This window comes from Neptuniibacter pectenicola (assembly GCF_001597735.1).
GTDB lineage: Bacteria > Pseudomonadota > Gammaproteobacteria > Pseudomonadales > Balneatricaceae > Neptuniibacter > Neptuniibacter pectenicola.
In genome coordinates this window covers 170,770-192,722 of record NZ_LUTS01000004.1, presented here as the reverse complement: position 1 = coordinate 192,722, position 21,953 = coordinate 170,770, and the positions used below count along the sequence as shown (strand labels likewise).

At 47.6% G+C, this 21,953-nt stretch carries 21 protein-coding genes and 1 tRNA gene; 15 read left to right on the top strand and 7 right to left on the bottom strand.

Going from position 1 to position 21,953, the window contains the following annotated elements:
- The first annotated feature begins 86 nt into the window (after positions 1–86).
- Genes A3773_RS07195 through A3773_RS07155 form a run of 9 tightly spaced genes read left to right on the top strand, consistent with a single transcriptional unit; the run spans position 87 to position 9,505 of the window.
- Positions 87–2,978, top strand: a complete 2,892-nt coding sequence (locus tag A3773_RS07195) for an LPS-assembly protein LptD (protein ID WP_067984501.1) — start codon at positions 87–89, stop codon at positions 2,976–2,978.
- Positions 2,968–4,260, top strand: coding sequence for a peptidylprolyl isomerase (locus A3773_RS07190; protein ID WP_067984499.1), 1,293 nt, complete (start codon positions 2,968–2,970; stop codon positions 4,258–4,260). The genes A3773_RS07195 and A3773_RS07190 overlap by 11 nt, the downstream gene beginning before the upstream one ends.
- A 5-nt stretch (positions 4,261–4,265) precedes the next feature.
- Entirely contained in the window at positions 4,266–5,264 is a 999-nt protein-coding gene (gene pdxA, locus A3773_RS07185; RefSeq protein ID WP_067984497.1) for a 4-hydroxythreonine-4-phosphate dehydrogenase PdxA, read from the top strand.
- Positions 5,265–5,267: 3 nt separating this feature from the next.
- Positions 5,268–6,086 carry a 16S rRNA (adenine(1518)-N(6)/adenine(1519)-N(6))-dimethyltransferase RsmA gene (gene rsmA / locus A3773_RS07180; RefSeq protein WP_067984495.1) on the top strand — a complete coding sequence of 273 codons (819 nt, stop codon included), beginning with the start codon at positions 5,268–5,270 and terminating at the stop codon, positions 6,084–6,086.
- Positions 6,086–6,472, top strand: coding sequence for a Co2+/Mg2+ efflux facilitator ApaG/CorD (gene apaG, locus A3773_RS07175; RefSeq protein WP_197462734.1), 387 nt, complete (start codon positions 6,086–6,088; stop codon positions 6,470–6,472). Before rsmA ends, apaG begins: the two co-directional genes overlap by 1 nt.
- Positions 6,473–6,493: 21 nt before the next feature.
- Entirely contained in the window at positions 6,494–7,357 is an 864-nt protein-coding gene (locus A3773_RS07170) for a symmetrical bis(5'-nucleosyl)-tetraphosphatase (RefSeq protein WP_067984494.1), read from the top strand.
- Positions 7,354–7,674, top strand: a complete 321-nt coding sequence (gene glpE, locus A3773_RS07165; RefSeq protein WP_067984492.1) for a thiosulfate sulfurtransferase GlpE — start codon at positions 7,354–7,356, stop codon at positions 7,672–7,674. Before A3773_RS07170 ends, glpE begins: the two co-directional genes overlap by 4 nt.
- On the top strand, positions 7,674–8,777 hold the full coding sequence (locus A3773_RS07160) for a tRNA nucleotidyltransferase/poly(A) polymerase-related protein (RefSeq protein ID WP_067984490.1): 1,104 nt from the start codon (positions 7,674–7,676) through the stop codon (positions 8,775–8,777). The genes glpE and A3773_RS07160 overlap by 1 nt, the downstream gene beginning before the upstream one ends.
- A complete protein-coding gene (locus tag A3773_RS07155) occupies positions 8,774–9,505 on the top strand; it encodes a pteridine reductase (protein ID WP_067984488.1) in 732 nt (243 codons plus the stop codon). The genes A3773_RS07160 and A3773_RS07155 overlap by 4 nt, the downstream gene beginning before the upstream one ends.
- Before the next feature lie 11 nt (positions 9,506–9,516).
- Here A3773_RS07155 and folK read toward each other — a convergent pair whose 3' ends face one another.
- Together folK and folB are read right to left on the bottom strand one after the other, a co-directional pair.
- Positions 9,517–10,029: a 2-amino-4-hydroxy-6-hydroxymethyldihydropteridine diphosphokinase gene (gene folK / locus A3773_RS07150; RefSeq protein WP_067984486.1), complete on the bottom strand. Its 513-nt coding sequence runs from the start codon at positions 10,027–10,029 to the stop codon at positions 9,517–9,519.
- Complete coding sequence (folB, locus tag A3773_RS07145; RefSeq protein ID WP_067984484.1) at positions 10,029–10,385, bottom strand: dihydroneopterin aldolase; 357 nt, start codon at positions 10,383–10,385, stop codon at positions 10,029–10,031. Before folB ends, folK begins: the two co-directional genes overlap by 1 nt.
- Before the next feature lie 18 nt (positions 10,386–10,403).
- Between folB and plsY the strand changes: the two genes are divergently transcribed.
- Positions 10,404–10,994: a glycerol-3-phosphate 1-O-acyltransferase PlsY gene (gene plsY / locus A3773_RS07140; RefSeq protein WP_231902162.1), complete on the top strand. Its 591-nt coding sequence runs from the start codon at positions 10,404–10,406 to the stop codon at positions 10,992–10,994.
- A 19-nt stretch (positions 10,995–11,013) separates the two neighbouring features.
- On the opposite strand, the gene tsaD is transcribed toward plsY, so the two are convergent.
- Complete coding sequence (tsaD, locus tag A3773_RS07135; RefSeq protein ID WP_067984481.1) at positions 11,014–12,042, bottom strand: tRNA (adenosine(37)-N6)-threonylcarbamoyltransferase complex transferase subunit TsaD; 1,029 nt, start codon at positions 12,040–12,042, stop codon at positions 11,014–11,016.
- Positions 12,043–12,251: 209 nt separating this feature from the next.
- On the opposite strand from tsaD, the gene rpsU reads away from it, so the two are divergent.
- The 5 genes from rpsU to A3773_RS07110 all read left to right on the top strand — a co-directional run bounded on the left by rpsU (position 12,252) and on the right by A3773_RS07110 (position 17,205).
- Complete coding sequence (rpsU, locus tag A3773_RS07130) at positions 12,252–12,467, top strand: 30S ribosomal protein S21 (protein WP_067865199.1); 216 nt, start codon at positions 12,252–12,254, stop codon at positions 12,465–12,467.
- 47 nt (positions 12,468–12,514) lie between these two features.
- Positions 12,515–12,964 (top strand): GatB/YqeY domain-containing protein, encoded by a 450-nt coding sequence (locus A3773_RS07125; RefSeq protein WP_067984479.1) that lies wholly within the window; start codon positions 12,515–12,517, stop codon positions 12,962–12,964.
- Positions 12,965–12,997: 33 nt separating this feature from the next.
- On the top strand, positions 12,998–14,965 hold the full coding sequence (dnaG, locus tag A3773_RS07120; RefSeq protein ID WP_067984476.1) for a DNA primase: 1,968 nt from the start codon (positions 12,998–13,000) through the stop codon (positions 14,963–14,965).
- Between the two features lie 203 nt (positions 14,966–15,168).
- Positions 15,169–16,980: an RNA polymerase sigma factor RpoD gene (gene rpoD / locus A3773_RS07115; protein ID WP_067984474.1), complete on the top strand. Its 1,812-nt coding sequence runs from the start codon at positions 15,169–15,171 to the stop codon at positions 16,978–16,980.
- A gap of 148 nt (positions 16,981–17,128) precedes the next feature.
- Positions 17,129–17,205: transfer RNA gene (locus A3773_RS07110), tRNA-Ile, on the top strand.
- Between the two features lie 68 nt (positions 17,206–17,273).
- On the opposite strand, the gene A3773_RS07105 is transcribed toward A3773_RS07110, so the two are convergent.
- The 4 genes from A3773_RS07105 to A3773_RS07090 all read right to left on the bottom strand — a co-directional run bounded on the left by A3773_RS07105 (position 17,274) and on the right by A3773_RS07090 (position 21,821).
- The gene (locus tag A3773_RS07105; RefSeq protein ID WP_067984472.1) at positions 17,274–19,496 is read right to left on the bottom strand and encodes a PepSY domain-containing protein; all 2,223 of its coding nucleotides are present in this window, start codon (positions 19,494–19,496) and stop codon (positions 17,274–17,276) included.
- A 22-nt stretch (positions 19,497–19,518) separates the two neighbouring features.
- On the bottom strand, positions 19,519–19,989 hold the full coding sequence (locus A3773_RS07100) for a DUF2271 domain-containing protein (protein ID WP_067984470.1): 471 nt from the start codon (positions 19,987–19,989) through the stop codon (positions 19,519–19,521).
- 19 nt (positions 19,990–20,008) lie between these two features.
- Complete coding sequence (locus A3773_RS07095) at positions 20,009–20,398, bottom strand: PepSY domain-containing protein (protein WP_075109504.1); 390 nt, start codon at positions 20,396–20,398, stop codon at positions 20,009–20,011.
- A gap of 79 nt (positions 20,399–20,477) precedes the next feature.
- Complete coding sequence (locus A3773_RS07090; RefSeq protein ID WP_231902161.1) at positions 20,478–21,821, bottom strand: ferredoxin reductase family protein; 1,344 nt, start codon at positions 21,819–21,821, stop codon at positions 20,478–20,480.
- Positions 21,822–21,953: the final 132 nt, after the last annotated feature.

Sequence of the window (21,953 nt, the reverse complement as noted above, 5' to 3'; positions counted from 1 at the left end):
TTATTCTCCGCTTTACACTTTGTTTAACAGAGGTTCGGGCAATTACCGGATTCTCCGGAAACTGCTGAAACGGATTTAGTCAATAGATGCCCTTCGCCAAACGCTCAACATACACGCTAACACTTGCTATCAGCGCAGCATTATTTTCTAGCTATGCTGCTGCAGACGCTGCACCTACCGACCAAGAAATGGCTTGGAGCTGCAGTATGACTGACAATGGCGAATGGGACTGCTCCGTTAATGAGGATATTGTCGACGCTGTTGAAAACGCAGATCAAGCACAACAGACGGCCGAAACAGCCCCTAAAGAACCTCAAAGCACAAACCAAACCACTGAGCCGGTTGTTATCCAGCCCGCGCCAGCCGCTGTTGCAGCACCAATTCAAACCGTCGGCTCAGACAAACCTCAACCCCAAGCCCCAAATAACAGCAGTGCTAGCGCCGTAGTAACAGCACCACCTAAAGTTACAGCCAAAGCCTCTTCTAACGGCACTTGGGACTGTGTAGCAAATAAAGCGGGTGAATGGGTATGTAATGGTGAGGGCAACGAAAGTGTTCATCAGGTCGCAGCCCAACCCGTTGTTCAACCACGAGCGCAACAAAGCCAACCGACGCAAACAGCCACACCCTCGACCAGCTCTCAGCCCATCACAACCGCAGAGGTCATAGGCAGCGAATGGCAATGTAGCACCTCAGCCAGTGGCGCGTGGGACTGTAACAAAGTAAATATTCATGCCCTTTCAGTGCCTGGCGGCCCAGCTAGTTCAACACCATCAGCGCCTGCATATATCACTGAAAACCCCTATTCTCACTTAGACTGGGCTTATTATAGAAACCCCGTTGGCCAGCAGTGCGCCGGACGCTACTTAGAACCTGAGTATGCCCTAACTGGCGATGAACAACTGGCCAACCCGCCACTATACTTAGAGGCTGACCAATCCTCTACCGTTATAGGCGGCCTCAGCCAACTGGCCGGCGGTGTTAACATGCGCCAAGGCAAGCGGCGCTTAAACTCCAGCAGCGCTGAGCTAGACCAAGTCACGAACAAAGCCCGTTTTGATGGCAATGTACAATACCGGGAACCCGGACTACTCTTACTCAGTGATAATGCACAAGTTGATACTGTCACCTCTGAAGCGATCTTTAATAACACCCAATATGTCTTACATGCGGAAGGGTTTCGAGGCACCGCAGATAGAATTATCCGTTTAGAAGATGAACGTTTACGACTTGAAAATGGTGACTACACTTACTGTCCTCCGTATAGTGAGGCGTGGCAATTGCATGCAGACAGCATCACCATCAATAAACAAGAAGGGTATGGCGAAGCAGAAGATGCTGTTTTACGCGTAGCCGGCATTCCGGTTTTCTATACCCCCTATTTTACATTCCCAATAGATGATCGTCGGAAGTCTGGTTTTTTACAGCCAAGCATAGGCTATAGCAAAGACAGCGGCACCGATCTCTCCGTGCCTTATTATTTCAATATTGCTCCAAATATGGACGATACACTGCGAGCACGTATCATCACCGATCGCGGACTCATGCTAGAGAACGAATTCCGCTACATGAATGAGTGGTCAACAAATACACTCAACACAGCCTATATCAACAACGATGATGTAATCGACGATAACCGCTGGCTCTTAGGTATCGAACACAAAGGTCGACTCGGCACTAACTGGCATACCGCAATCGATTACACCGCGGTAAGTGATGAAGACTACTTCGATGACCTCGATACTAACTTAGATATATCACGCGAAAGCCATTTAGATAAGCGAGCTGACCTCTCTTATGTTAAAGAGAACTGGCAACTCAGAGCACGCGTCCATGACTTCCAAACAATAGATCAAGACTCTACCGCGCCTTACAAACGCTTACCTCAACTAAGACTGACCGGGGAAGAAAGCTTTGGCGAAGGCGGAGAGTTACATTATCTAGCGGAATATACCCAGTTTGACCGAAACCTATCAGGGCTAACAGGCAGTGATAGAGTTATCGGCGATCGACGTTTTGCCCAACCCAATATAAGCTATAGATGGCAAACACCGTGGGGATACCTAAAACCTCAGCTAGGGCTTTGGAGTTCATCCTATTCACTTGAAAATCAAACGGCAGGGTTAAACTCAAACCCAAGCATCAACGCCCCTATACTCAGCATGGATAGCGGACTATTCTTTGAACGCGCCATGTCCAATGGTGGTACGCAGACCTTAGAGCCTCGATTATTCACATTATATGTCCCCGAAAAGAACCAAGATAGCATCCCGGACTTTGATACATCAGAACCGACCTTTAATTACAACTCGCTGTTCCGAACCAACCGTTTTAGTGGCTCAGATAGGCTCGGGGATGCAGAACAAGTATCATTAGGCATCAGTACACGAATCTTTACAAAAAGCGGTTTTGAGCAAGCCAGCTTCAGTATTGGGCAAGCTTATTACTTTGCCGACCGAAAGGTTCAATTAGACAGCACTGACCCGGATGAAACGAGCGGACAAAGTGATATTGCGACCCAAGCGACATGGAATATTTCGCGTAACTTCCGCGCAAGCCTTGATACAATTTTAGATAATAGCGATTTCGAAGCTTCGGAATCTAATGCACGACTACGCTATAACAGCGATACTAACCACAGAGTTAACTTTAGCTATCGCTTTAAAGACACCACACGAGAGCAAACCGATCTATCATTCATTTGGCCTCTCGCCAATAATTGGACCGGTATGGGACGGTGGTTATATGACATCCAAGACAGTGACAGCCTTGAGACCTCACTCGGACTCGAATATGAGAGCTGCTGTTGGAAAGTGAGCGTTGCTGGACGACGCTGGCTAGATGATACAGACGAATTTGATACAGGTATTTTCCTTAAATTTACCCTTAAAGGACTTGGTTCATTCGGAAGCGGCGATAGCAGCTTTATGGATGACATAATCGGCTATGAAGAGCGTGAAGAGTACAATGAAAACTAGGCTCCGAAAAATTTTATCTGTAGCAGCCTTAACACTGCTAGTACCTACTCACTCAGCACTTGCAGATCCAGTGCCACTCGACCGCGTTGTCGCGGTTGTTAATGACGGCATTGTGATGCAAAGCGAGCTTGATCAGCGCATTGCGATCACACGAGAGCAACTCTCTGCTCGTAATACAAAACTACCGCCTGAAAATGTGTTTAAAAAACAGGTTTTAGATCGTTTGATCTTAGAGAGCATTCAAAAACAGTTGGCCGTGCAACAAGGGATTCGCATCTCCGACAGCCAACTCAATAACACACTAAGCAGTATTGCATCCCAGAACGGCTTATCACTTGAACAGTTCCGCGACGCACTCATCGCCGAAGGCCGTAACTACACCCAAGTTAGGGAACAGATTCGTGGCGAGCTTTTGCTTAACGGCGTACAACAGAACATGGTTAACCGCCGTATTCGTGTTTCCGAGCAAGAGCTTGATAATTTTTTACAATCCGAAGTAGGCCAAAGCCACCTCTCGGCAGAATATTCATTGGGGCATATACTGATCGCTACCCCATCCCAAGCATCGCCAGAAATCATCCAACAAGCTGAAAGAACGGCAAAAGATATCTATGAAAAACTAAAAAACGGCGAAGACTTTTCGAAACTGGCTGTCGAATTCTCCAATGCTCCCAATGCGCTTAATGGCGGCGACTTAGGCTGGAGAAAAGCAGCAGAACTTCCTGAAACTTTGGGTAACGCCGCACGCCAACTCTCACCATCAGAGTTCAGCAAGCCAATACGCTCCTCAAGTGGATTCCACATTATTTTAATGAAAGATAAACGAGGTGGCAGCGTACAATTAGTTGAACAGCGCTTAGTTAGCCATATCCTGCTTAAACCGAGCGAAATTAGAACCTCCGCTCAAGCGCAAGCCCAAATCACCGCCATTAAACAAAGAATAGACAAAGGTGAATCATTTGCTTCGCTAGCAAAAGAATACAGCGATGATCCGGCAAGCGGTTCAGAAGGGGGCTCCCTTGGATGGACTCAAGATGGACAAATGGTGCCAGAGTTTGAAGAAGTTATGAAAACCACCCCCGTTGGTCAAGTGTCCGCCCCATTTGAGTCCCGCTTCGGCTGGCATATACTGACCGTCGTTGACAAACGCACACAAGACTTAGGGGAAGAGATGCAGGAGAACCGCGCCCGCGCCGTTATCCAAAAACGTAAGTTTAATGAAGAGCTAACCAACTGGTTGCGCGAAATACGCTCACAAGCTTATGTAGACATTAAGGAGTAAGTCGTTTGGCAATAAACCGTCTTGCGATTACACCCGGCGAACCTTCAGGTATCGGCCCTGACCTGTGCATCCAAATTGCACAGTTAGGGCATGCTGATGAGTTGGTAATCATTGCTGATCCCAACCTGCTTAAACAACGGGCCGAGCAATTACAGCTCCCGCTTACCTTAAAGCAATTTGACCCCACTAAGCCGGCTGCACCCACACCAGAAAAAACATTATTAGTGATGCCCGTTCCGCTTCAAGCAGAGGTCATCGCAGGAGAGCTCAATACAGCAAATGCAAACTATGTGTTATCAACGCTGACCCTCGCAACTCAAGGCTGCTTAGATGGAACATTCTCCGCATTAGTTACAGCCCCTGTTCACAAAGGCATCATTAACGATGCAGGCATCCCTTTTAGCGGCCATACTGAATTCCTTGAAGCACTAACGAACACATCAAAAGTTGTCATGATGCTCGCGACCGAAGGACTACGTGTCGCGCTGGCCACGACACACCTACCGCTGCGTGATATTGCTGATGCCATAACGCCGGCGTTACTCACCGAGGTCATCAACGTTCTCGATCACGACTTAAAACTGAGTTTTGGCATTAAGTCACCTCGAATTTTGGTGACAGGCCTAAATCCTCACGCCGGCGAAAACGGTCACTTGGGCATGGAAGAGCTTGAGATTATAGAGCCAACACTTGCCCGCTTAAGAAGCCAAGGAATTAACCTGACGGGCCCTCTTCCAGCCGATACTTTATTCACCGAAAAATACCTACAGAATGCCGACGCTGTACTGGCCATGTATCACGACCAAGGCCTACCCGTATTAAAATACAAAGGTTTTGGCAAAGCCGTCAACATTACACTAGGTATGCCAATCATACGCACATCGGTAGACCACGGAACCGCCCTTGACCTGGCAGGCACAGGCAAAGCTGATTCCGGTAGCTTACTAACAGCAATAGACTATGCTGGCGAAATGTCTCGCCATCGCAACCAACTCGCGAACTAATTCATGAGCAAAAAACCAGTAGCACACAAGGCCCGAAAACGTTTTGGGCAAAACTTTCTACATGATCACGGCGTTATTCGTCGAATTATTCGTGCTATCTCACCACATGAATCGGATCAAATGGTTGAGATTGGACCGGGCTTAGGCGCCTTAACGGAGGAACTGCTATCTGAAGCAGGCGAACTTGATGCGGTAGAACTCGACCGGGATCTCCCACCAATCTTACGTGCTAAGTTTTTCATGTATGGGGATAAATTCCGTATTCATGAAGCCGATGCCATGAAGTTCGATTTTTCTCAGCTACGAAAAGGCGAAAAACGTCTACGTATCGTTGGAAATCTGCCATATAACATATCAACACAGCTTATCTTTCACCTGCTTAGCCATTCAGACAATGTGGAAGATATGCATTTTATGCTACAAAAAGAAGTGGTCGATAGAATGGCTGCCGGTCCGGGTGAAAACAACTACGGCAGACTAGGCATTATGGCGCAATATTACTGTAACGTTGAAGCCTTATTTAAAGTGCCTCCTGGCGCCTTCAACCCTGCACCCAAAGTCGACTCAGCGATTATAAGGCTAACGCCTTACCATGATTTACCTTATGTTGCAGAAGATGTAGAACAATTTAAAACAGTCGTTAGAACCGCGTTTAACATGCGCCGAAAAACCCTACGTAACAACCTAAAACCTCTGCTGAGCGCCGAATCACTCGAAAGCATTGGAATTGATCCAACATTACGCCCAGAACGATTATCAGTTGCGGATTTTGTCAGCATAAGCAACTTCCTTACTCAACATAAAGGCAAAGAAACAGATTAATGGATAACATGTCGCTTGGGGAACAAATTACAATTGATGTACAAACCGCCTATCTGGACAAACAATCAGATCCAGATAGTAAGCGTTTTGTTTTCTCATACAGTATTACCATCACAAACAACAACAGCATCCCAGTGCAACTGCTTAATAGACATTGGCTAATTACGGATGGAAACCAGCATATCCAAGAGGTCCAAGGTGAAGGCGTCGTTGGCGAACAACCCGTTATCGAACCTAATACCAGTTACACTTACACCAGCGGTGCCGTACTAACAACCAGTGTTGGCAGCATGCAAGGACATTACGAAATGAGCACCAATGAAGGGGAGCTATTCAAAGCCCCTATTAGCCCATTTACACTTGCTAGCCCAAACGCACTACACTAATAAAAAACAGAGTCGCGCCTTATGGCTATATATGCAGTTGGTGATATTCAAGGTTGCTATGAGGAGCTTAAACTTCTTTTACAACAAATTGAATTTTCCGAAAACGACCAACTCTGGGTAGCAGGCGATTTAGTAAACCGAGGCCCCCATTCACTAGAAACCTTACGGTTTATTAAATCACTAGGCTCCCGGGCGACCTGCGTCCTAGGTAATCACGACCTACACCTCCTAGCAATCTATTTTGGGGCCACTCAGCACAAGCGTAGTGATACGTTGACGCCCATTCTACAAGCACCCGACAAACACGAATTGCTAACCTGGCTGTGTAAGCAAAAATTGATGGTGTACGATAGAAGCGCAAGAATCGCCATGGTACACGCAGGTATCCCACCATGCTGGAGTATCCATAAAGCGCAGAAACGCGCAAAAGAGGTAGAAAAGGTTCTAAAAAGCACACTCGCGGGTGAATTTTTTAACCATATGTACGGCAATCAACCTGACCTCTGGTCCTCACACCACAAAGGCTGGAATCGTTTAAGGTTAATCACCAATTACCTCACCCGCATGCGGTTCTGCACCTCAGATGGCAAACTCGACTTTTCCGCTAAAGGCAACTTAGGCTCCCAACCTAAAGATCACAAACCTTGGTTCCAATTTCCACGCAAAGACCCAAGTGAACAGGGTATACGTATTCTTTTTGGTCACTGGGCCGCTTTAGAGGGAGATGCAAATGCACACAATGTATTTGCATTAGATACAGGGTGCGTATGGGGCGGAAAACTCACGGCATTACGTTTAGATGATATGCAATTATTTAGCACACCGTCCATCATGCCAAAACCACTTTCACCTGAAACTAATAACGATATAAAGGTAACCGAATGAGTGAATTTCAATGTATAGACTCCACCCAAGCAGTCGCTCTGCTAGAAGACGGTGCCGGAGTCGTTGACATACGTGACCCACAAAGCTTTTCACAAGGCCACATTTCAGGCTCGTTCAACCTTAGCAATGAAAACATGCACCAGTTCATGCATGACGCCGACATGGACAAACCTTTATTAGTCTGCTGCTACCATGGTATCAGCAGCCAATCCGCTGCCCAATTCCTAGCTGAACAAGGGTTTGACCGCGTGTACAGTATCAACGGCGGTTATGAGGCATGGCGGGCAGAACAATCCAACTATTGTGAGAAGATCTAATGGAAATCTATCTTGTTGGTGGTGCGGTTAGGGATCAGCTTTTAAACTATCCGGCTTACGACAAGGACTGGGTCGTTGTCGGCGCAACAGCCGATGAAATGCTCGCCAACGGCTATCAGCGGGTAGGTCAAGATTTTCCTGTATTCATCCACCCCGACACCGGAGAAGAATACGCACTTGCTAGAACAGAACGTAAGTCAGGCAAAGGCTATACAGGCTTCAACTACCATGCAGACCCCTCTGTTACACTAGAGGAAGACTTACTCCGGCGAGACCTAACAATCAACGCCATGGCGATGGATCAACAGCAACAGATAATCGACCCTTACCACGGCCAAGATGATTTAAAGAGAAAACGCTTACGCCATGTGTCACCCGCATTCTCGGAAGACCCACTCAGGGTTTTACGTGTTGCCCGCTTTGCCGCACGGTACGCCCACTTAGGCTTCAGTGTCGCGGATGAAACCCTGACACTTATGCAGCAGTTATCACAAACGGATGAATTAGAGCACCTGACCGCTGAGCGGGTGTGGAAAGAGTTTGAGCGCGCATTAACTGAACGATCACCGGAAATTTTTTTGCAGGTTCTGCATCAATCGGGCGCCATAAAAAAAGTACTGCCTGAGCTAACAGACACCCTTAACGACCCTGATTTTAGCAAGCACTTTGCGATCCTCTGCCATAAAAACGAGAGCGCTATTGTTCGTTTCGCCGGTCTACTGTCCTTAGCAAAAAACATCGACATCCTACGTTTTTGTGACCGCTTACGCGCACCCAACAGCTACAAAGAGCTTGCTCTGCAATGCAATAAACACCACCAGCAGCTCGCCCAATTCGATCACCTAGATGCACAAACAAAGCTAGACACCTTGCTGCAATTAGATCTTATTCGACGTCCACAGCGTCTGCCGCAGTTACGTCTATGCTTAGATACACTCCACGATACCGTACAGCTCGACAGCTTACCCCCTATTTTAGAGCAGATAGCCCTGATTCAACCTAAGCAACTGATGGCTGAAGGCTTTACGGGGCCCGCGTTAGGGGAAGCGATCAACCACCAGCGCTTATCCATCTGCCAGCAATATGATCGAGGCATTGAATGAATAAAATAGCCTTAATAACCGGGGCCGCTAAAAGGGTTGGCGCAATAATCGCCACACACCTTCATAGACAGGGCTATTCCGTACTTATTCATTACAACAGATCAACAACTGAAGCCCAGACCCTCGCAGACACGCTAAATAGCGTACGTCCGAACAGCGCGCACGCATTTCAAGCTGACCTTAATAACATGAACGAAGTTGAACAACTTGCGCAAAATAGCCTAAAGCACTGGGGACGTATTGACCTACTGGTCAACAACGCATCCTCCTTTTACCCCACACCCCTCAATGAAAGTACACAAGCACAGTGGGACGGCCTTATAAATTCTAATTTACGTGCCCCCTACTTTCTAAGCGCGGCGTTAAGCAACACCCTGAGCCTACACCGCGGCTCTATCATCAACATGATTGATATACACGCACAGCGGGGGCTTCCAGGACACCCTATTTACTCCATAGCTAAAGCGGGACTAGAAATGATGACAAAGAGTCTTGCGAAAGAATTAGGGCCTGAGGTCCGTGTAAACGGCGTATCACCCGGAGCCATCTTATGGCCCGATGCAGGTTTATCTGATGCACAGCAAACAGCCATTTTGGACAAAACATTGCTAGGAAGAACAGGAGAGGCAGAAGATCTAGCGGAGGCAGTCTACTTTTTAGCGAACGCCGATTATATTACCGGCCAAATACTCGCAGTAGACGGCGGTAAGTCACTCTATAGCCATTAACCCTGTTGAGCTCAAGTGCGACAAGGCAAACGGTGCCCAGCCCACTCAAACTCGACGGTCCACAGCTTTTGCTGATTTTGAGAAGAGCACCACAACTCGGCATAGGTCATATCTAATTCAGGGTGTTTAACATCTGGCGCAATCTCCGCTAACGGCTGTAACACAAACGCATTCTTTGTCACTTCACCTCTGGGCAATTGAACCCCCGAAAACACCCCCACACATTGATCATACGTCAGAATATCAATATCCAACGTACGGCCACTGAATTTAGGCCCTTTGCGGCAACGACCATTCTCATCTTCAATACCTTTCAAGCGCTTTGATAATTCAGCGATCGATAGCTCTGTCTCAAATTCGGCAACTAGATTAAGGAAGTTATCGCCGTCAAAACCAACCGCTTCACTTTCATACACAGAAGAGATCAGTAACGAACCAAAGTGCTCTTGCAGCGCATCAAGTGCTGAGCGGGTATAGCGCTCTTTATCGGTATTACTCCCTACACTCACAAAAACCTGAGCCATTAAAACCGCTCTCCACGCTCTATAATCACACCCACATCTGCCGCCTGCGGAATCGCTCCCGGCTTACCTAAACGTAACCGCAGCCATTTTACAGAGAACTCATTTAATACAATCTCTGCAATCTGTTCAGCCATTGTCTCAATCAGCAAAAATTCACTCTGTTCAATAAACTCGATTAAACGATCAGAAACCGACTTATAGTTAAGCGTATTATCAACATCCTCAGTATTCGCTGCTTGGCGGATATCGGTCCCCATCTCTAAATCAAGATTAATCCGTTGACGAATCTCGCGTTCCCAGTCATAAATACCGATGACTGTTTCCACTTCTAGCTCTCGAATGTACACTAAATCCATAACTCTACTCTTGGATTGATGATGACCGATACTGGCTTAATCACCATTGGACTGGTTTTTCTAGCTTACCTTTGGGGCTCAATCCCCACAGCCGTACTCGTTTGCCACGCGCTGAACATCCCCGACCCTCGAAAAAAAGGCTCTGGCAACCCAGGAACAACCAATGTGCTACGCATCGGCTCGCGCAAAGGCGCCCTATTCACCCTTGTCGGCGACGCAGGAAAAGGCATATTAGCACTTTTACCCTGCTCTCTTTTACAGCTTTCAAGTACCGAACAGTCATTCTGCGCTTTAGCGGCTATTATTGGGCACCTATTCCCGCTATTTTCCTCTTTTCGAGGCGGTAAAGGTATAGCCACAACCTTTGGGGTATGTGTTAGCTTATTCTGGCCCATCACTGTGCTGCAATCATGCATCTGGTGCCTGGTTTTTGCTGTCAGCCGAACAGCCTCACTGGCATCTATAGCAACCGTCTTAATTACACCGATTATTGTCGGGTTAACAGAACCCACTTATCTGCCGGCAATACTTATTATTTCGGCACTTTTATTACTCAGCCACCGCGTAAATATAAGTAACTTACTACAAGGTAAAGAGCCTCGTTTTTAACCTTAGCTCCTGACCCCGTTTACAACGGCGCTAATGTATCCAAAGGCCAACGGGGCTTTGTTACAATTTCAAGGCCACTATGCTGCCCCGCCATTAAACGCTGACAACCCGCATAGGCAATCATTGCCCCATTATCTGTACAAAACTCAGGACGTGCATAAAATAACTCAGCCCGCTCTTTAACGACCATCTCCTCGAGACGTTCACGTAATCGCTGGTTAGCACTCACCCCCCCAGCAATAATTAACTGCTTAAAGCCGGTATGCTGTAATGCACGCTTGCACTTAATCGCCAAAGTATCAACAACCGCCTCTTCAAACGCAGCAGCGATATCACACATCGTTTGATCATCAATTCGACCATCGTTATCGCGATGGTCATTAGCCGTATTTAACGTATAGGTTTTAAGCCCAGAAAAGCTCATATCCATACCGGGGCGATCAACCATTGGGCGGGGAAAACGAAAACGCGTACGGTCACCCTGTAAAGCATGTTGGGCCACCAAAGGTCCTCCAGGGTAATCAAGCCCTAACATTTTTGCTGCTTTATCAAACGCTTCACCGGCGGCATCATCTAGCGACTCGCCGAGCAGGGCATATTGACCTATACCATCCACTTGAACCAACTGGGTATGGCCTCCTGAAACCAGCAGTGCCACAAAAGGAAATGACGGCGGATGTTCTTCAAGCATCGGTGCTAAAAGGTGCCCTTCCATGTGATGAACACCTATTGCCGGTTTATCCCACGCCAATGCTAAGGCACGCCCAGTAGACGCACCCACCATTAATGCACCAATAAGACCGGGGCCCGAGGTATAAGCAAGCGCATCCACATCACCCTTTTCTAAACCCGCGTTCTGAAACACCTCATCCAGTAGGGGTAACAGCTTACGCACATGATCACGGGAGGCTAATTCAGGTACCACACCACCATACTCAGCATGCATTTTAACTTGGCTATATAAGACATCCCCTAGCAACCCCTGCTCACTATCGTAGATAGCAACACCCGTTTCATCACAAGATGTTTCAATTCCCAATACACGCATTCTTGACCTACCACCTTACAGACTCATTCGAGGTTTGCGCGCATTATACCCTTGCCCTTAACGACCTGCACATAAAATAGCGCATCGCACCATTAACTGCTTTACTTAACTTAGGGAAAGGAATAGAATTTTGCGCCTTGCCATAAAACCGTCCGTTTTATAGTAAGTTTTATTGTATTTAACTCAACAATTATAGGGTTTGTTAAAACATGCCAGCTGTAAAAGTTAAAGAAAACGAGCCATTTGATGTAGCTCTACGTCGTTTCAAACGTTCTTGCGAAAAAGCCGGTGTTTTGGCTGAAGTTCGTCGTCGTGAATTCTACGAGAAGCCAACATCTGTACGTAAGCGTAAAGCAGCAGCAGCTGTAAAACGTCACGCGAAGAAAGTATCTCGCGAAAACGCACGTCGCGTACGCTTGTACTAATAAACGAGATATACATTAGATCCCATTCAGATAATTAGAGGTAAGTCATGTCAGAGCTTAAGCAGCAAATCACTACAGAGATGAAAGCTGCAATGCGTGCCAAAGATAAGGAACGCTTAAGCACTATTCGCATGATGTTAGCCGAACTCAAACGCATCGAAATTGACGAGCGCATTGAGCTGGATGATACACGAGTCCTTACGGTACTAGACAAAATGTCTAAACAACGCCGAGACTCTATCTCACAATTTGAAGAAGCGGCACGTATGGATCTTGCTGATGCTGAGCGACGGGAGTTGGAGGTGATTAAAACTTTCCTGCCGCAACCGCTAACCGAAGAAGAAGTAGCAGCGATTGTTAAAAAAGCTGCAGAGGAATCCGGCGCACAATCCATGCAAGACATGGGTAAAGTAATGGGGCTAATAAAACCTCAGGTACAAGGCCGCGCCGACATGGGCATTATCTCTAAACTCGTAAAATCAGAATTATCTAGCTAAACTGCCGCTGAACATTAACCCGCAGCAGATACTATGGCCGGACGCATCCCGCAGAACTTCATTGATGATCTCTTAGCACGCATCAACATTATTGATGTGCTGGATGGTCGCGTCCAAAAACTTAAGCGCGCGGGAAAAAACTACTCAGGGCTATGTCCCTTCCATAAAGAGAAAACCCCTTCCTTTTCAGCCAACCAAGAAAAACAATTTTATTACTGCTTTGGCTGTGGCGCTGGCGGAAATGCACTCGGATTTTTGATGGAATACGAGAACATCAGCTTTCCTGAAGCCGTTGAAGAACTCGCAAAAACCGCAGGCATGGAAGTTCCCCGCGACGACTCCCCGCAACAACGGGAAAAAGATCAGCAGCTTAAAACACTGTATGAACTCCTTGAGGCGGCAACAACCTACTATGAAGATCAACTGCGTACTAACGATACTCGCTCTGACGCCGTTAACTACCTCAAATCTCGTGGACTCAGCGGACAAGCAGCAAAAGCATTTTCTATCGGTTTTGCGCCTTCAGGGTGGGACAACCTACTGACCCACTTAGCTGGCAACGATCCAGAAAAGGCAAAACGCTTAGAAGAAGCCGGGCTACTCATCCACAATGAAAACAGAGATAGCCGATATGATCGCTTCCGCAACCGCATCATGTTCCCTATTAGGGATCAACGAGGCAGAACCATCGCGTTTGGAGGCCGTGTACTCGGGGATGATAAACCCAAATACCTCAACTCCCCCGAAACACCGACATTCCATAAAAGCCGAGAGCTCTACGGCCTGTATGAAGCCCGAAAGCATAATAGCAAGCTCGACAAACTTATCATCGTCGAAGGTTATATGGACGTTGTTGGCTTAGCCCAATACGGTATCCACTATGCCGTAGCAACATTAGGCACAGCCACAACCGATCAACACTTAGAACGCCTGTTTAAAATTGTCCCTGAGATTATTTTTTGCTTTGATGGGGATAATGCAGGGCGCGAAGCCGCCATACGCGCACTTAAAACAACCATGCCGGTCATCGAAGATGGAAAAGAAGCCCGTTTCCTTTTCTTACCCGATGGTGAAGACCCTGACAGTTTAGTCCGACAAGAGGGCGAGATAGCCTTTAGCGAACGACTCGCCAAAGCACAACCACTATCAGAGTTCTTCTTTAAAAGTTATTCAGAAAATGCGGATCTAGACAGCATGGATGGGCGCGCACGATTTAGCACCGATGTTTTGCCAGCCATCAACTCAATGCGACCGAGCCTTCTGCAACAGATGATGCTCGACCGGATATGTGAGTTAACCAACCTATCACTTGAGCAGTTACAAACGACGGTTAACTTTCACGAAGCCATTACCCCTACGAATACAGTGCGCCCTACTGAAACCGCACAACCGGACAACGCCTACGCTGACTATGACTACTACCCTAGCGACAACAACCACTATTCAGACGCGGGCAGTCAAGATTACCCATCAACACCCTCAGACCCAGCCCCCAGCAGAGATCGGGACAACCGAAGCAAGAACACGTTCCGAAAAGAGCCAAGACCCCAACAACGACGCACTCAAAACACCGAACTATCATTTGCAGCAAAACTGATTGCCCTACTCCTGCATTACCCACAACTCGCAACGGCTCATCAGTTCCCAGAAGGGCTAAGCCTATCTGAAGAGCAAGATATAAAACTGCTGATTCAACTGATTAATTATTACTCCTCCAACCCCAATGCAACCCTTGGACAACTAGCGGTCGATTGGCGAGAAGATGAAAAATTATCACAAACAATTATTAACCTTTACGAAATCTCGACCTCTCTAGAGATACATTCAGAAGCCGATGCGCGCCTATACCTAAAAGACTCTCAACACGGGTTAGAGCTAAAAGCACTGGAACTTGAGATCTCGGCTATTCAGAAAAAGCACCAATTAAGCAAAGAAGAAAAAATATCTTTGGCACAAAAACTACAAAAACTTCACCGCCTCAAAGATATAGTAAAAGATTAACCCCACCCACTTGAAAAACACCCGCGCAGACACCATATAACTTAACGAATTACAGGATTTTTACAGCAAGTCGCTGAATATAGTCTATTTTTAACAGGTAATTCAAAAAAACTGGCACGGCCTTTTCCCTAGCAAATTAGATACTTCATCGTTATAATGGCCTGCTCAAATTTTCATCCATTTTTTTCAAGTCACAGGGTCTTATGTCCGATACTTCTCAGCAACAGCAGTCTCGCCTCAAGGAATTGATCGCGCGTGGTAAGGAACAAGGCTACCTTACCTACTCTGAAGTCAATGACCACCTACCTCAGGACATTGCCGATCCGGATCAAGTAGAAGATATCATCCGTATGATTAATGACATGGGTATCTCCGTGTCAGAAGAAGCCCCGGATGCAGAAACACTTCTAATGACCGAAGGCGACTCCGCCGAAGTTGAAGCCGACGAAGAAGCCGTCGCGGCCTTAGCTGCTGTGGAATCCGATGCCGGTCGCACAACCGACCCCGTACGCATGTATATGCGCGAAATGGGTACCGTTGAGCTACTGACACGAGAAGGTGAAATCAGCATTGCTAAGCGCATTGAAGAAGGCCTGCGTGAAGTTATGTCTGCTGTCGCATGTTTCCCTGGTACTGTTGATGCAATTATCGAAGCCTATGACTTAACCATTGCCGAAGAAGGCCGCCTAAGCGACATCTTCAGTGGTTACATCGATGCTGATGATGACGATGTTATCCCACCTCCTGGCCCTGTTGCATCCAGTGATGACGATGATGATGACGATGAAGAAGAAAAAGAGAAAGGGCCTGATCCAGAAGAAGCAGCACGTCGCTTCGGTCTCGTTCGCGATCATCTGATTGCATTAAAAGACGTAGTAGAAAAACATGGCCGCGACAGCAAAGAATACCGTAAAGCCCAAGACGCATTAGGCGAGTATTTCTCTCCTATCAAGCTTTCGCCTCGCTACTACGAAGCACTGGTTAACCGAGTGCGCTCAACCATCGAGAATATTCGTCGCCAAGAACGTACAATTATGCGCATCTGTACTCAACGCGCAAAAATGCCACGTAAAACGTTTATTAAAGAATTCCCAGGTAACGAGACGAACCCTGAATGGTTCACCTCTGTTATTGAGTCATCACATGACTATGCACGCGCAATCAAAACAAACTTGATTGAGCTTAAACGCGCGCAACGCAAACTCATTCAAACTGAAAACGAAACAGGTATCAGTTTAACCGAGATTAAAGAGATCAACCGCGCAATGTCAATCGGCGAAGCCCGTGCGCGCCGCGCGAAAAAAGAGATGGTTGAAGCTAACCTTCGTCTCGTGATCTCTATCGCTAAAAAATACACTAACCGTGGTTTACAGTTCTTGGATCTCATTCAAGAAGGTAACATCGGCCTTATGAAAGCGGTTGATAAATTTGAATATCGCCGCGGTTACAAGTTCTCGACCTACGCCACTTGGTGGATTCGTCAGGCGATTACGCGCTCTATTGCCGACCAAGCACGTACTATTCGTATTCCAGTTCATATGATCGAAACGATCAATAAACTGAACCGTATTTCCCGCCAAATGCTACAAGAGATGGGTCGTGAAGCGACACCAGAAGAGCTAGCTGAACGCATGGAGATGCCTGAAGATAAAGTACGCAAAGTATTGAAGATTGCTAAAGAGCCGATCTCAATGGAAACACCGATCGGTGATGACGAAGATTCGAGCCTTGGTGATTTCATTGAAGATATTACCATCTCTTCACCCGTAGACTCCGCAACCGGTGAAGGCCTACGCGAAGCGACACGTGAAGTGCTAGCAGGGCTGACAGTACGCGAATCTAAAGTACTACGCATGCGTTTCGGCATTGAAATGAATACCGATCACACCCTCGAAGAGGTTGGTAAACAGTTTGATGTAACCCGTGAACGTATTCGTCAGATCGAAGCAAAAGCGCTCCGCAAGCTCCGTCACCCAAGCCGCTCAGAACATCTACGCGGCTTTATTGACGACTAGTAAATTCTTTTAAATCAAACTATTGCGCCAATGATTCTGACTAGGTATTATTGGCGCCCTCTCCTTTTAGGAGAACCTCAAACTAAACGATACAAACTCAGCTTTGATAAATATCGTATTGGTTTCGCAAGAGAACTCTTGCATCTGAGGGCCTATAGCTCAGTTGGTTAGAGCGCTCGACTCATAATCGATCGGTCGCAGGTTCGAGTCCTGCTAGGCCCACCACTTTATTCAGTTACAGCCATTCCTTAGCCGTTAAGCCCCGATTCTAAGTGACTCATCCAATGGATCAGCTAATAAACATCTTCACGGTAGCGTCCCTGAGCTTTCAGTGTCGCCACATCGCCCCCTAGAGGAGCGATAACCTTATCCACTGCAACCGCTACGCTACTCGCCATGTTACGACCGCCACATATTAAGAACTGTGCGCCTTCTCCGATCAATTGACGTAGCTCCACATCATCTTCAGTAATTTTATTCTGCACATATGCACCTTGGCTGATACGGGAGAAAACCGGATTCAATTTAGTTAGCCGCTGATCTTCTAGGTAGCGTTTGAGTTCGGTCTCATAGAGAAAATCAGACTGTGGAGAGCGACCGCCCCAATAAAGATGTATCGGGTGATGCGCTTTATTATTACGGATAAAACCGACTAACGGTCCAATGCCGGTGCCCGCGCCGATCAGTATTATCGGTGCCTTGCCCGATGCTGGGCGAAAGCTCGGATTAAGCTTAATGAAAGCCTCAACGGTGTCGCCGATAGCTAGCCCATGAAGAAAGCCGGAGCATACCCCGTCAGGGTGATGACGAACGCAGATCTCGAGCACGCCATTCTTCGATGCGGATGCCAGCGAGTAGAATCGCGGCACACTGCTGCCTGGCGGTAAGATACCCACAAGGTCGCCTGCATCAAAATGCGGTAAGCCGGAGCGTCTCAGTAAACGATTTAATAGACCTTTATGACTCCCTTCCGGTGACTTGAAGCGTAATACCGCCGTTGGTGCCTGCACCGCTGTACCGTAATCGACGCGTTCGACAAGCGTCAACGTCGTGCTAGCGGGATGAGCCGGGATATGGACGAGTGTTAATTCCTTATCTAGAACGCTACTCACCGCCTGCCCCCAGCGGGAAAATTCCTGTGGCGATTGTCGATGGATGGTTTCGAATGGTAGTAGCTGTGGCCAGCCCTTGGTGATGAGCGCGGCCTCAACCTCTTTGGCAAACTGGCAGAATTCAGGGAACTGACGGTCGCCAAAACCTAAGACGGCAACAGGAACATCGGGTGTCTTCGTCATTTTCGCCAGTCGTGTCAGAAAATGATTTGCCGATGCCGGTGCGTCACCATCACCATAGGTGGCGGTCAGCATAAACATCCGTTTTGCCTGTGGATAATGATGGCCAAGCTGATTCATGGGGGCGGTGTGAACCTGAAATCCTAAGCGATGAAGAGCGTCATGCAAGGTTTTGGCAAAGCCCCACGTACTGTTACTTTCACTGCCAACCAGAATGATGGTATCGGCAAGGCGAGCAGCGCTATTATGGTTTATGGTTGTGGCGGATTGTTTACGGCTCCACCAAATCTGGATACCGGTCCATGCCATCAATGGCACAGCGAGCGCACTCAAACCAAGCAATAGACCAAGCCACCATAGCCCTTCGCCGGTGTGTAACATGTAGATAAACTCATAGAGTTTTTGTGGGTTACCGTAAGCTTGATAAGAGAGCAACTGACCGGTTGCTTGATCAACGAAGCCACTTCCTTGATCAGTGGTAATGGAATAAACACCCATTGGGTCGTCTGGATAGGGATAAACCAGCTCTCTGAATTCGGTGATAGGAATCACTTTTAATGCTGACAGGGTATCAATAGATGCAGGTACGCCGCCATCGACATGGGTTGGGAAACCGGGCTCAGCCGATGAGTAGTCGGGTATCAACTCAAAAGTCATGGCTGACATATACAGGCCGGTAGAAGCTGATAATATCAGGCCCAGTACCGCCACTCGACCGACCTCGGTATGTAGTCGTTGCTTAAAGGGCCCTTGGATCGGTCGAAAAATATGGCGCCAACCGCCGAGGCGATTGATCAACATGACGGCACCGGAAAAGGTTAACAGCAGCATAAAGAAAGCGGCAACCCCAGCTACAACTCGTCCAGGAGTCCCTAACAGATAAGAACGGTGCAGGTTTTTTATCCACACCATAATGGGTGAGCTGGAATAGGCGCCAATCGTTGCCCCCGTTAGCGGGTTGATTAGGTCCGCTCCTGTTTGGTCGCCGTCAGTAAAGTAAACAATGATACTGCCTGACGGATGTCGTTGTATTTGCTCGGTGCCAGGGTAGCGAGTGATAAGCTTACCCGCTAACTCCGCCACGCTGATTGACGATGTGCCCGCTATTTTAGCCTGCGATCGCTCTAGAAGCGGATCAAGCGAGAGCACTGCACCGGAGATGGTGAGCAGCACAACGAACAGTGTTGCTATCAAGCCGGACAGGGAGTGAAACTGACGTAACATGACGGGGTTCCTAGGCAGTTATTTAAAACGAATAGGTGAACGTTTTGATATAACCACGGCCATTATTGGGTTTATCGACCCCTTCGCTGGTGAAGGGCACGACAACATCATTACGGTTGTCTCGCATATCTTCGACAGCGGTATCAACGTGGAGCTGAAACCCTGCATCAATATAGGTGTCGGGCAGATCAAGGGTGACCGTTAATGTCTTACCCTCGGTAACGCTGGCACCAGACAGTCCATCGTATTCACTTTTACGTTGACCACTCCCCCGTGCCCAGCCGCTCAAGTGCTTGTAATATTTTAATTTCTTACCTGCGACCCATAGCGTTTTTTGATACTGACCTTGGGCATTGGTTAAATAAATAGCTAGGTAAGCACCGTCACCGCCGTAGTTTTTTAGTTCGGTAGTGAGGGTGACGTCACGTGCATAAGATTGTGAAGATAGTAAAGCTGCAGCCATCAAACACAGGGTTATTGCTAAACGTTTCATGATTTTATCTCCCTTACATTTATTCGATCGTGGCTTTTGGTTTGTTTGTTGGCGTGTTACTGCCGCTGTTTAAGTCATCAGCAGACGTTTGTCGGGTTTGGTTACCTAAGTTAAGGTAATCAGATGCGTCATCTGAACCATCAAACTTGATTTCAAGTTCCATAATCTTCAGCGAAGCGGGTGAGAATTTCGCTTCAACTCGATGACCTTTGCGATCGCGTCCTTTGAGCTCATAACAGCCATCGTCCACTTTGATGCGCTTTACCTCCCAGCCATTGTCTACCATCATCTGACGGAGACGTTCTTTAGGTTGCCAATCGACGGTTGGGTCGGTGCAATCATCGCTGGCTAGCGCGGCACCACTGATCAAGCAGGTGCTTAAAAAGGCAGTAATTAGTGTATTTTTCATGTTGTACCTCCTAATGGCTTCAGTGTTTATCCTAAACCTCTTTGCTGACATTCAGCTGAAGGCGGTCAGTGTTATAGGTTTAGCGCAGTTCAAACGCTTCCTGTCGGAACGACAGAGATCCTTGTAAATTTTCACGTAGCTCTTTTTCTAAGGTATTGGCCCAGCTTGAGGGGCCACAAAACCAGACCTCCATCACTTTTGCCTTAGGGTGTTGTGTGAGGAGTTGCTCAGCCGTGAGTTTGTGGCCCTGACTGCTGTCATGTATCTGCAGCTGGATGCCGCTTAAACCGATACAGGCTGCCTGTAATCGCTTAACAAAAGGATCTGTCGCACCATCATGGGTGGAATAATGCAGCTCAGCTTCGACAGAGTCTTCCCGCTGGTTTTGCAGTGCTTCAAGCCATGCTAAGAAAGGTGTGACGCCAATCCCGCCGGCGATCCAAACTTGTGCCGCATTGTGCTTACGCTGTTTGAAGTTGAACTGACCATAAGGCCCTTCAACGGTGACGGGATCGCCGATTGTTAACCGATAACCCAACTGCCGCGTATAGTCACCCAGCCCTTTAATGTGAAAGGTGATCTGACCATTACCATGATCCGCACTGGCAATGGTAAAAGGGTGCGCGCCTTCGCTAGGCTCAAAGGTTACAAATGCAAACTGGCCAGCACGGTGACCTTTCCATGGGTGCTCCAACTGACACTTCACTTCGGTGATACCCATGGTTGATGTTGAGATCGAGGTAATGCTGCCCTGCACCTGCCGTGATTTCCCTATTAGCCCTTTGATCGATAAGACGCTCGCGAAACTTCCGCCTGCGAGTAATAACCCCATCAGCCAGCCAATGGGTTGTTGCCACCAAACCAAAGGCGCTAGCCAGGCAGCATGGAATACGAGTGCTAGATAAATCAGCGGCATCGCTCGGTGTACAGAGTGCCAGAGGTTGTAAGGAAAGCGTTTCCAGAGCGTCAGTATCAGCATGACAAACACCAGATAGACGCCCCATTCGCCAATCCCTTCTGCCGCCTCTCTCATCATGTGGGTAAAACCTGAAACGTCTTGATCAGGCAAACGTCCCGCTCGGCCAAAGAGCGCTTTAACTAGATCGTCACCCATCTCAATTAACCAGTGAGATAGGGCAAAAATAACCGCTAGAATACCGGCCCATTTATGCAGGCGATAAATTTGATCGAGACCATTAAAGGATGTTTCTAACCAAACTGGACGAGTAGCCCGCATCATAGTCACTGACATAAATACGAGGGATAACAAGCCGCTCAGATAGAGGCCGTTGTCATAAATCTCCCAAGGTAGCGAAGCCTTTACCGTCGTGCTCATCTGGTAGCTCCAGCCCCAGATAATCAGAATGCCGGCGGTAATCAATGCCAGCGTAATATTGAGTTTTTTCGGTTTCATCTTAGCCATCCAGTACTGCATTTAGCGCATATGTTATCGCCTATTCCTGACAATCAGCTGAAGGCATTAGCTGGATTAATCGAGCCTAATCAATCAGTGAGGCGTAAACTGTAAGAGAGTTTATGTGTTGATATTATTAAT

What these genes read in the sequence shown, in the direction of transcription:
- A3773_RS07195 (WP_067984501.1), top strand. Translation starts at nt 87, where the DNA reads ATGCCCTTCGCCAAACGCTCAACATACACGCTAACACTTGCTATCAGC.
- A3773_RS07190 (WP_067984499.1), top strand. Translation starts at nt 2,968, where the DNA reads ATGAAAACTAGGCTCCGAAAAATTTTATCTGTAGCAGCCTTAACACTG.
- rsmA (WP_067984495.1), top strand. Translation starts at nt 5,268, where the DNA reads ATGAGCAAAAAACCAGTAGCACACAAGGCCCGAAAACGTTTTGGGCAA.
- apaG (WP_197462734.1), top strand. Translation starts at nt 6,086, where the DNA reads ATGGATAACATGTCGCTTGGGGAACAAATTACAATTGATGTACAAACC.
- A3773_RS07170 (WP_067984494.1), top strand. Translation starts at nt 6,494, where the DNA reads ATGGCTATATATGCAGTTGGTGATATTCAAGGTTGCTATGAGGAGCTT.
- glpE (WP_067984492.1), top strand. Translation starts at nt 7,354, where the DNA reads ATGAGTGAATTTCAATGTATAGACTCCACCCAAGCAGTCGCTCTGCTA.
- A3773_RS07160 (WP_067984490.1), top strand. Translation starts at nt 7,674, where the DNA reads ATGGAAATCTATCTTGTTGGTGGTGCGGTTAGGGATCAGCTTTTAAAC.
- A3773_RS07155 (WP_067984488.1), top strand. Translation starts at nt 8,774, where the DNA reads ATGAATAAAATAGCCTTAATAACCGGGGCCGCTAAAAGGGTTGGCGCA.
- folK (WP_067984486.1), bottom strand. Translation starts at nt 10,029, where the DNA reads ATGGCTCAGGTTTTTGTGAGTGTAGGGAGTAATACCGATAAAGAGCGC.
- folB (WP_067984484.1), bottom strand. Translation starts at nt 10,385, where the DNA reads ATGGATTTAGTGTACATTCGAGAGCTAGAAGTGGAAACAGTCATCGGT.
- plsY (WP_231902162.1), top strand. Translation starts at nt 10,404, where the DNA reads ATGATGACCGATACTGGCTTAATCACCATTGGACTGGTTTTTCTAGCT.
- tsaD (WP_067984481.1), bottom strand. Translation starts at nt 12,042, where the DNA reads ATGCGTGTATTGGGAATTGAAACATCTTGTGATGAAACGGGTGTTGCT.
- rpsU (WP_067865199.1), top strand. Translation starts at nt 12,252, where the DNA reads ATGCCAGCTGTAAAAGTTAAAGAAAACGAGCCATTTGATGTAGCTCTA.
- A3773_RS07125 (WP_067984479.1), top strand. Translation starts at nt 12,515, where the DNA reads ATGTCAGAGCTTAAGCAGCAAATCACTACAGAGATGAAAGCTGCAATG.
- dnaG (WP_067984476.1), top strand. Translation starts at nt 12,998, where the DNA reads ATGGCCGGACGCATCCCGCAGAACTTCATTGATGATCTCTTAGCACGC.
- rpoD (WP_067984474.1), top strand. Translation starts at nt 15,169, where the DNA reads ATGTCCGATACTTCTCAGCAACAGCAGTCTCGCCTCAAGGAATTGATC.
- A3773_RS07105 (WP_067984472.1), bottom strand. Translation starts at nt 19,496, where the DNA reads ATGTTACGTCAGTTTCACTCCCTGTCCGGCTTGATAGCAACACTGTTC.
- A3773_RS07100 (WP_067984470.1), bottom strand. Translation starts at nt 19,989, where the DNA reads ATGAAACGTTTAGCAATAACCCTGTGTTTGATGGCTGCAGCTTTACTA.
- A3773_RS07095 (WP_075109504.1), bottom strand. Translation starts at nt 20,398, where the DNA reads ATGAAAAATACACTAATTACTGCCTTTTTAAGCACCTGCTTGATCAGT.
- A3773_RS07090 (WP_231902161.1), bottom strand. Translation starts at nt 21,821, where the DNA reads ATGGCTAAGATGAAACCGAAAAAACTCAATATTACGCTGGCATTGATT.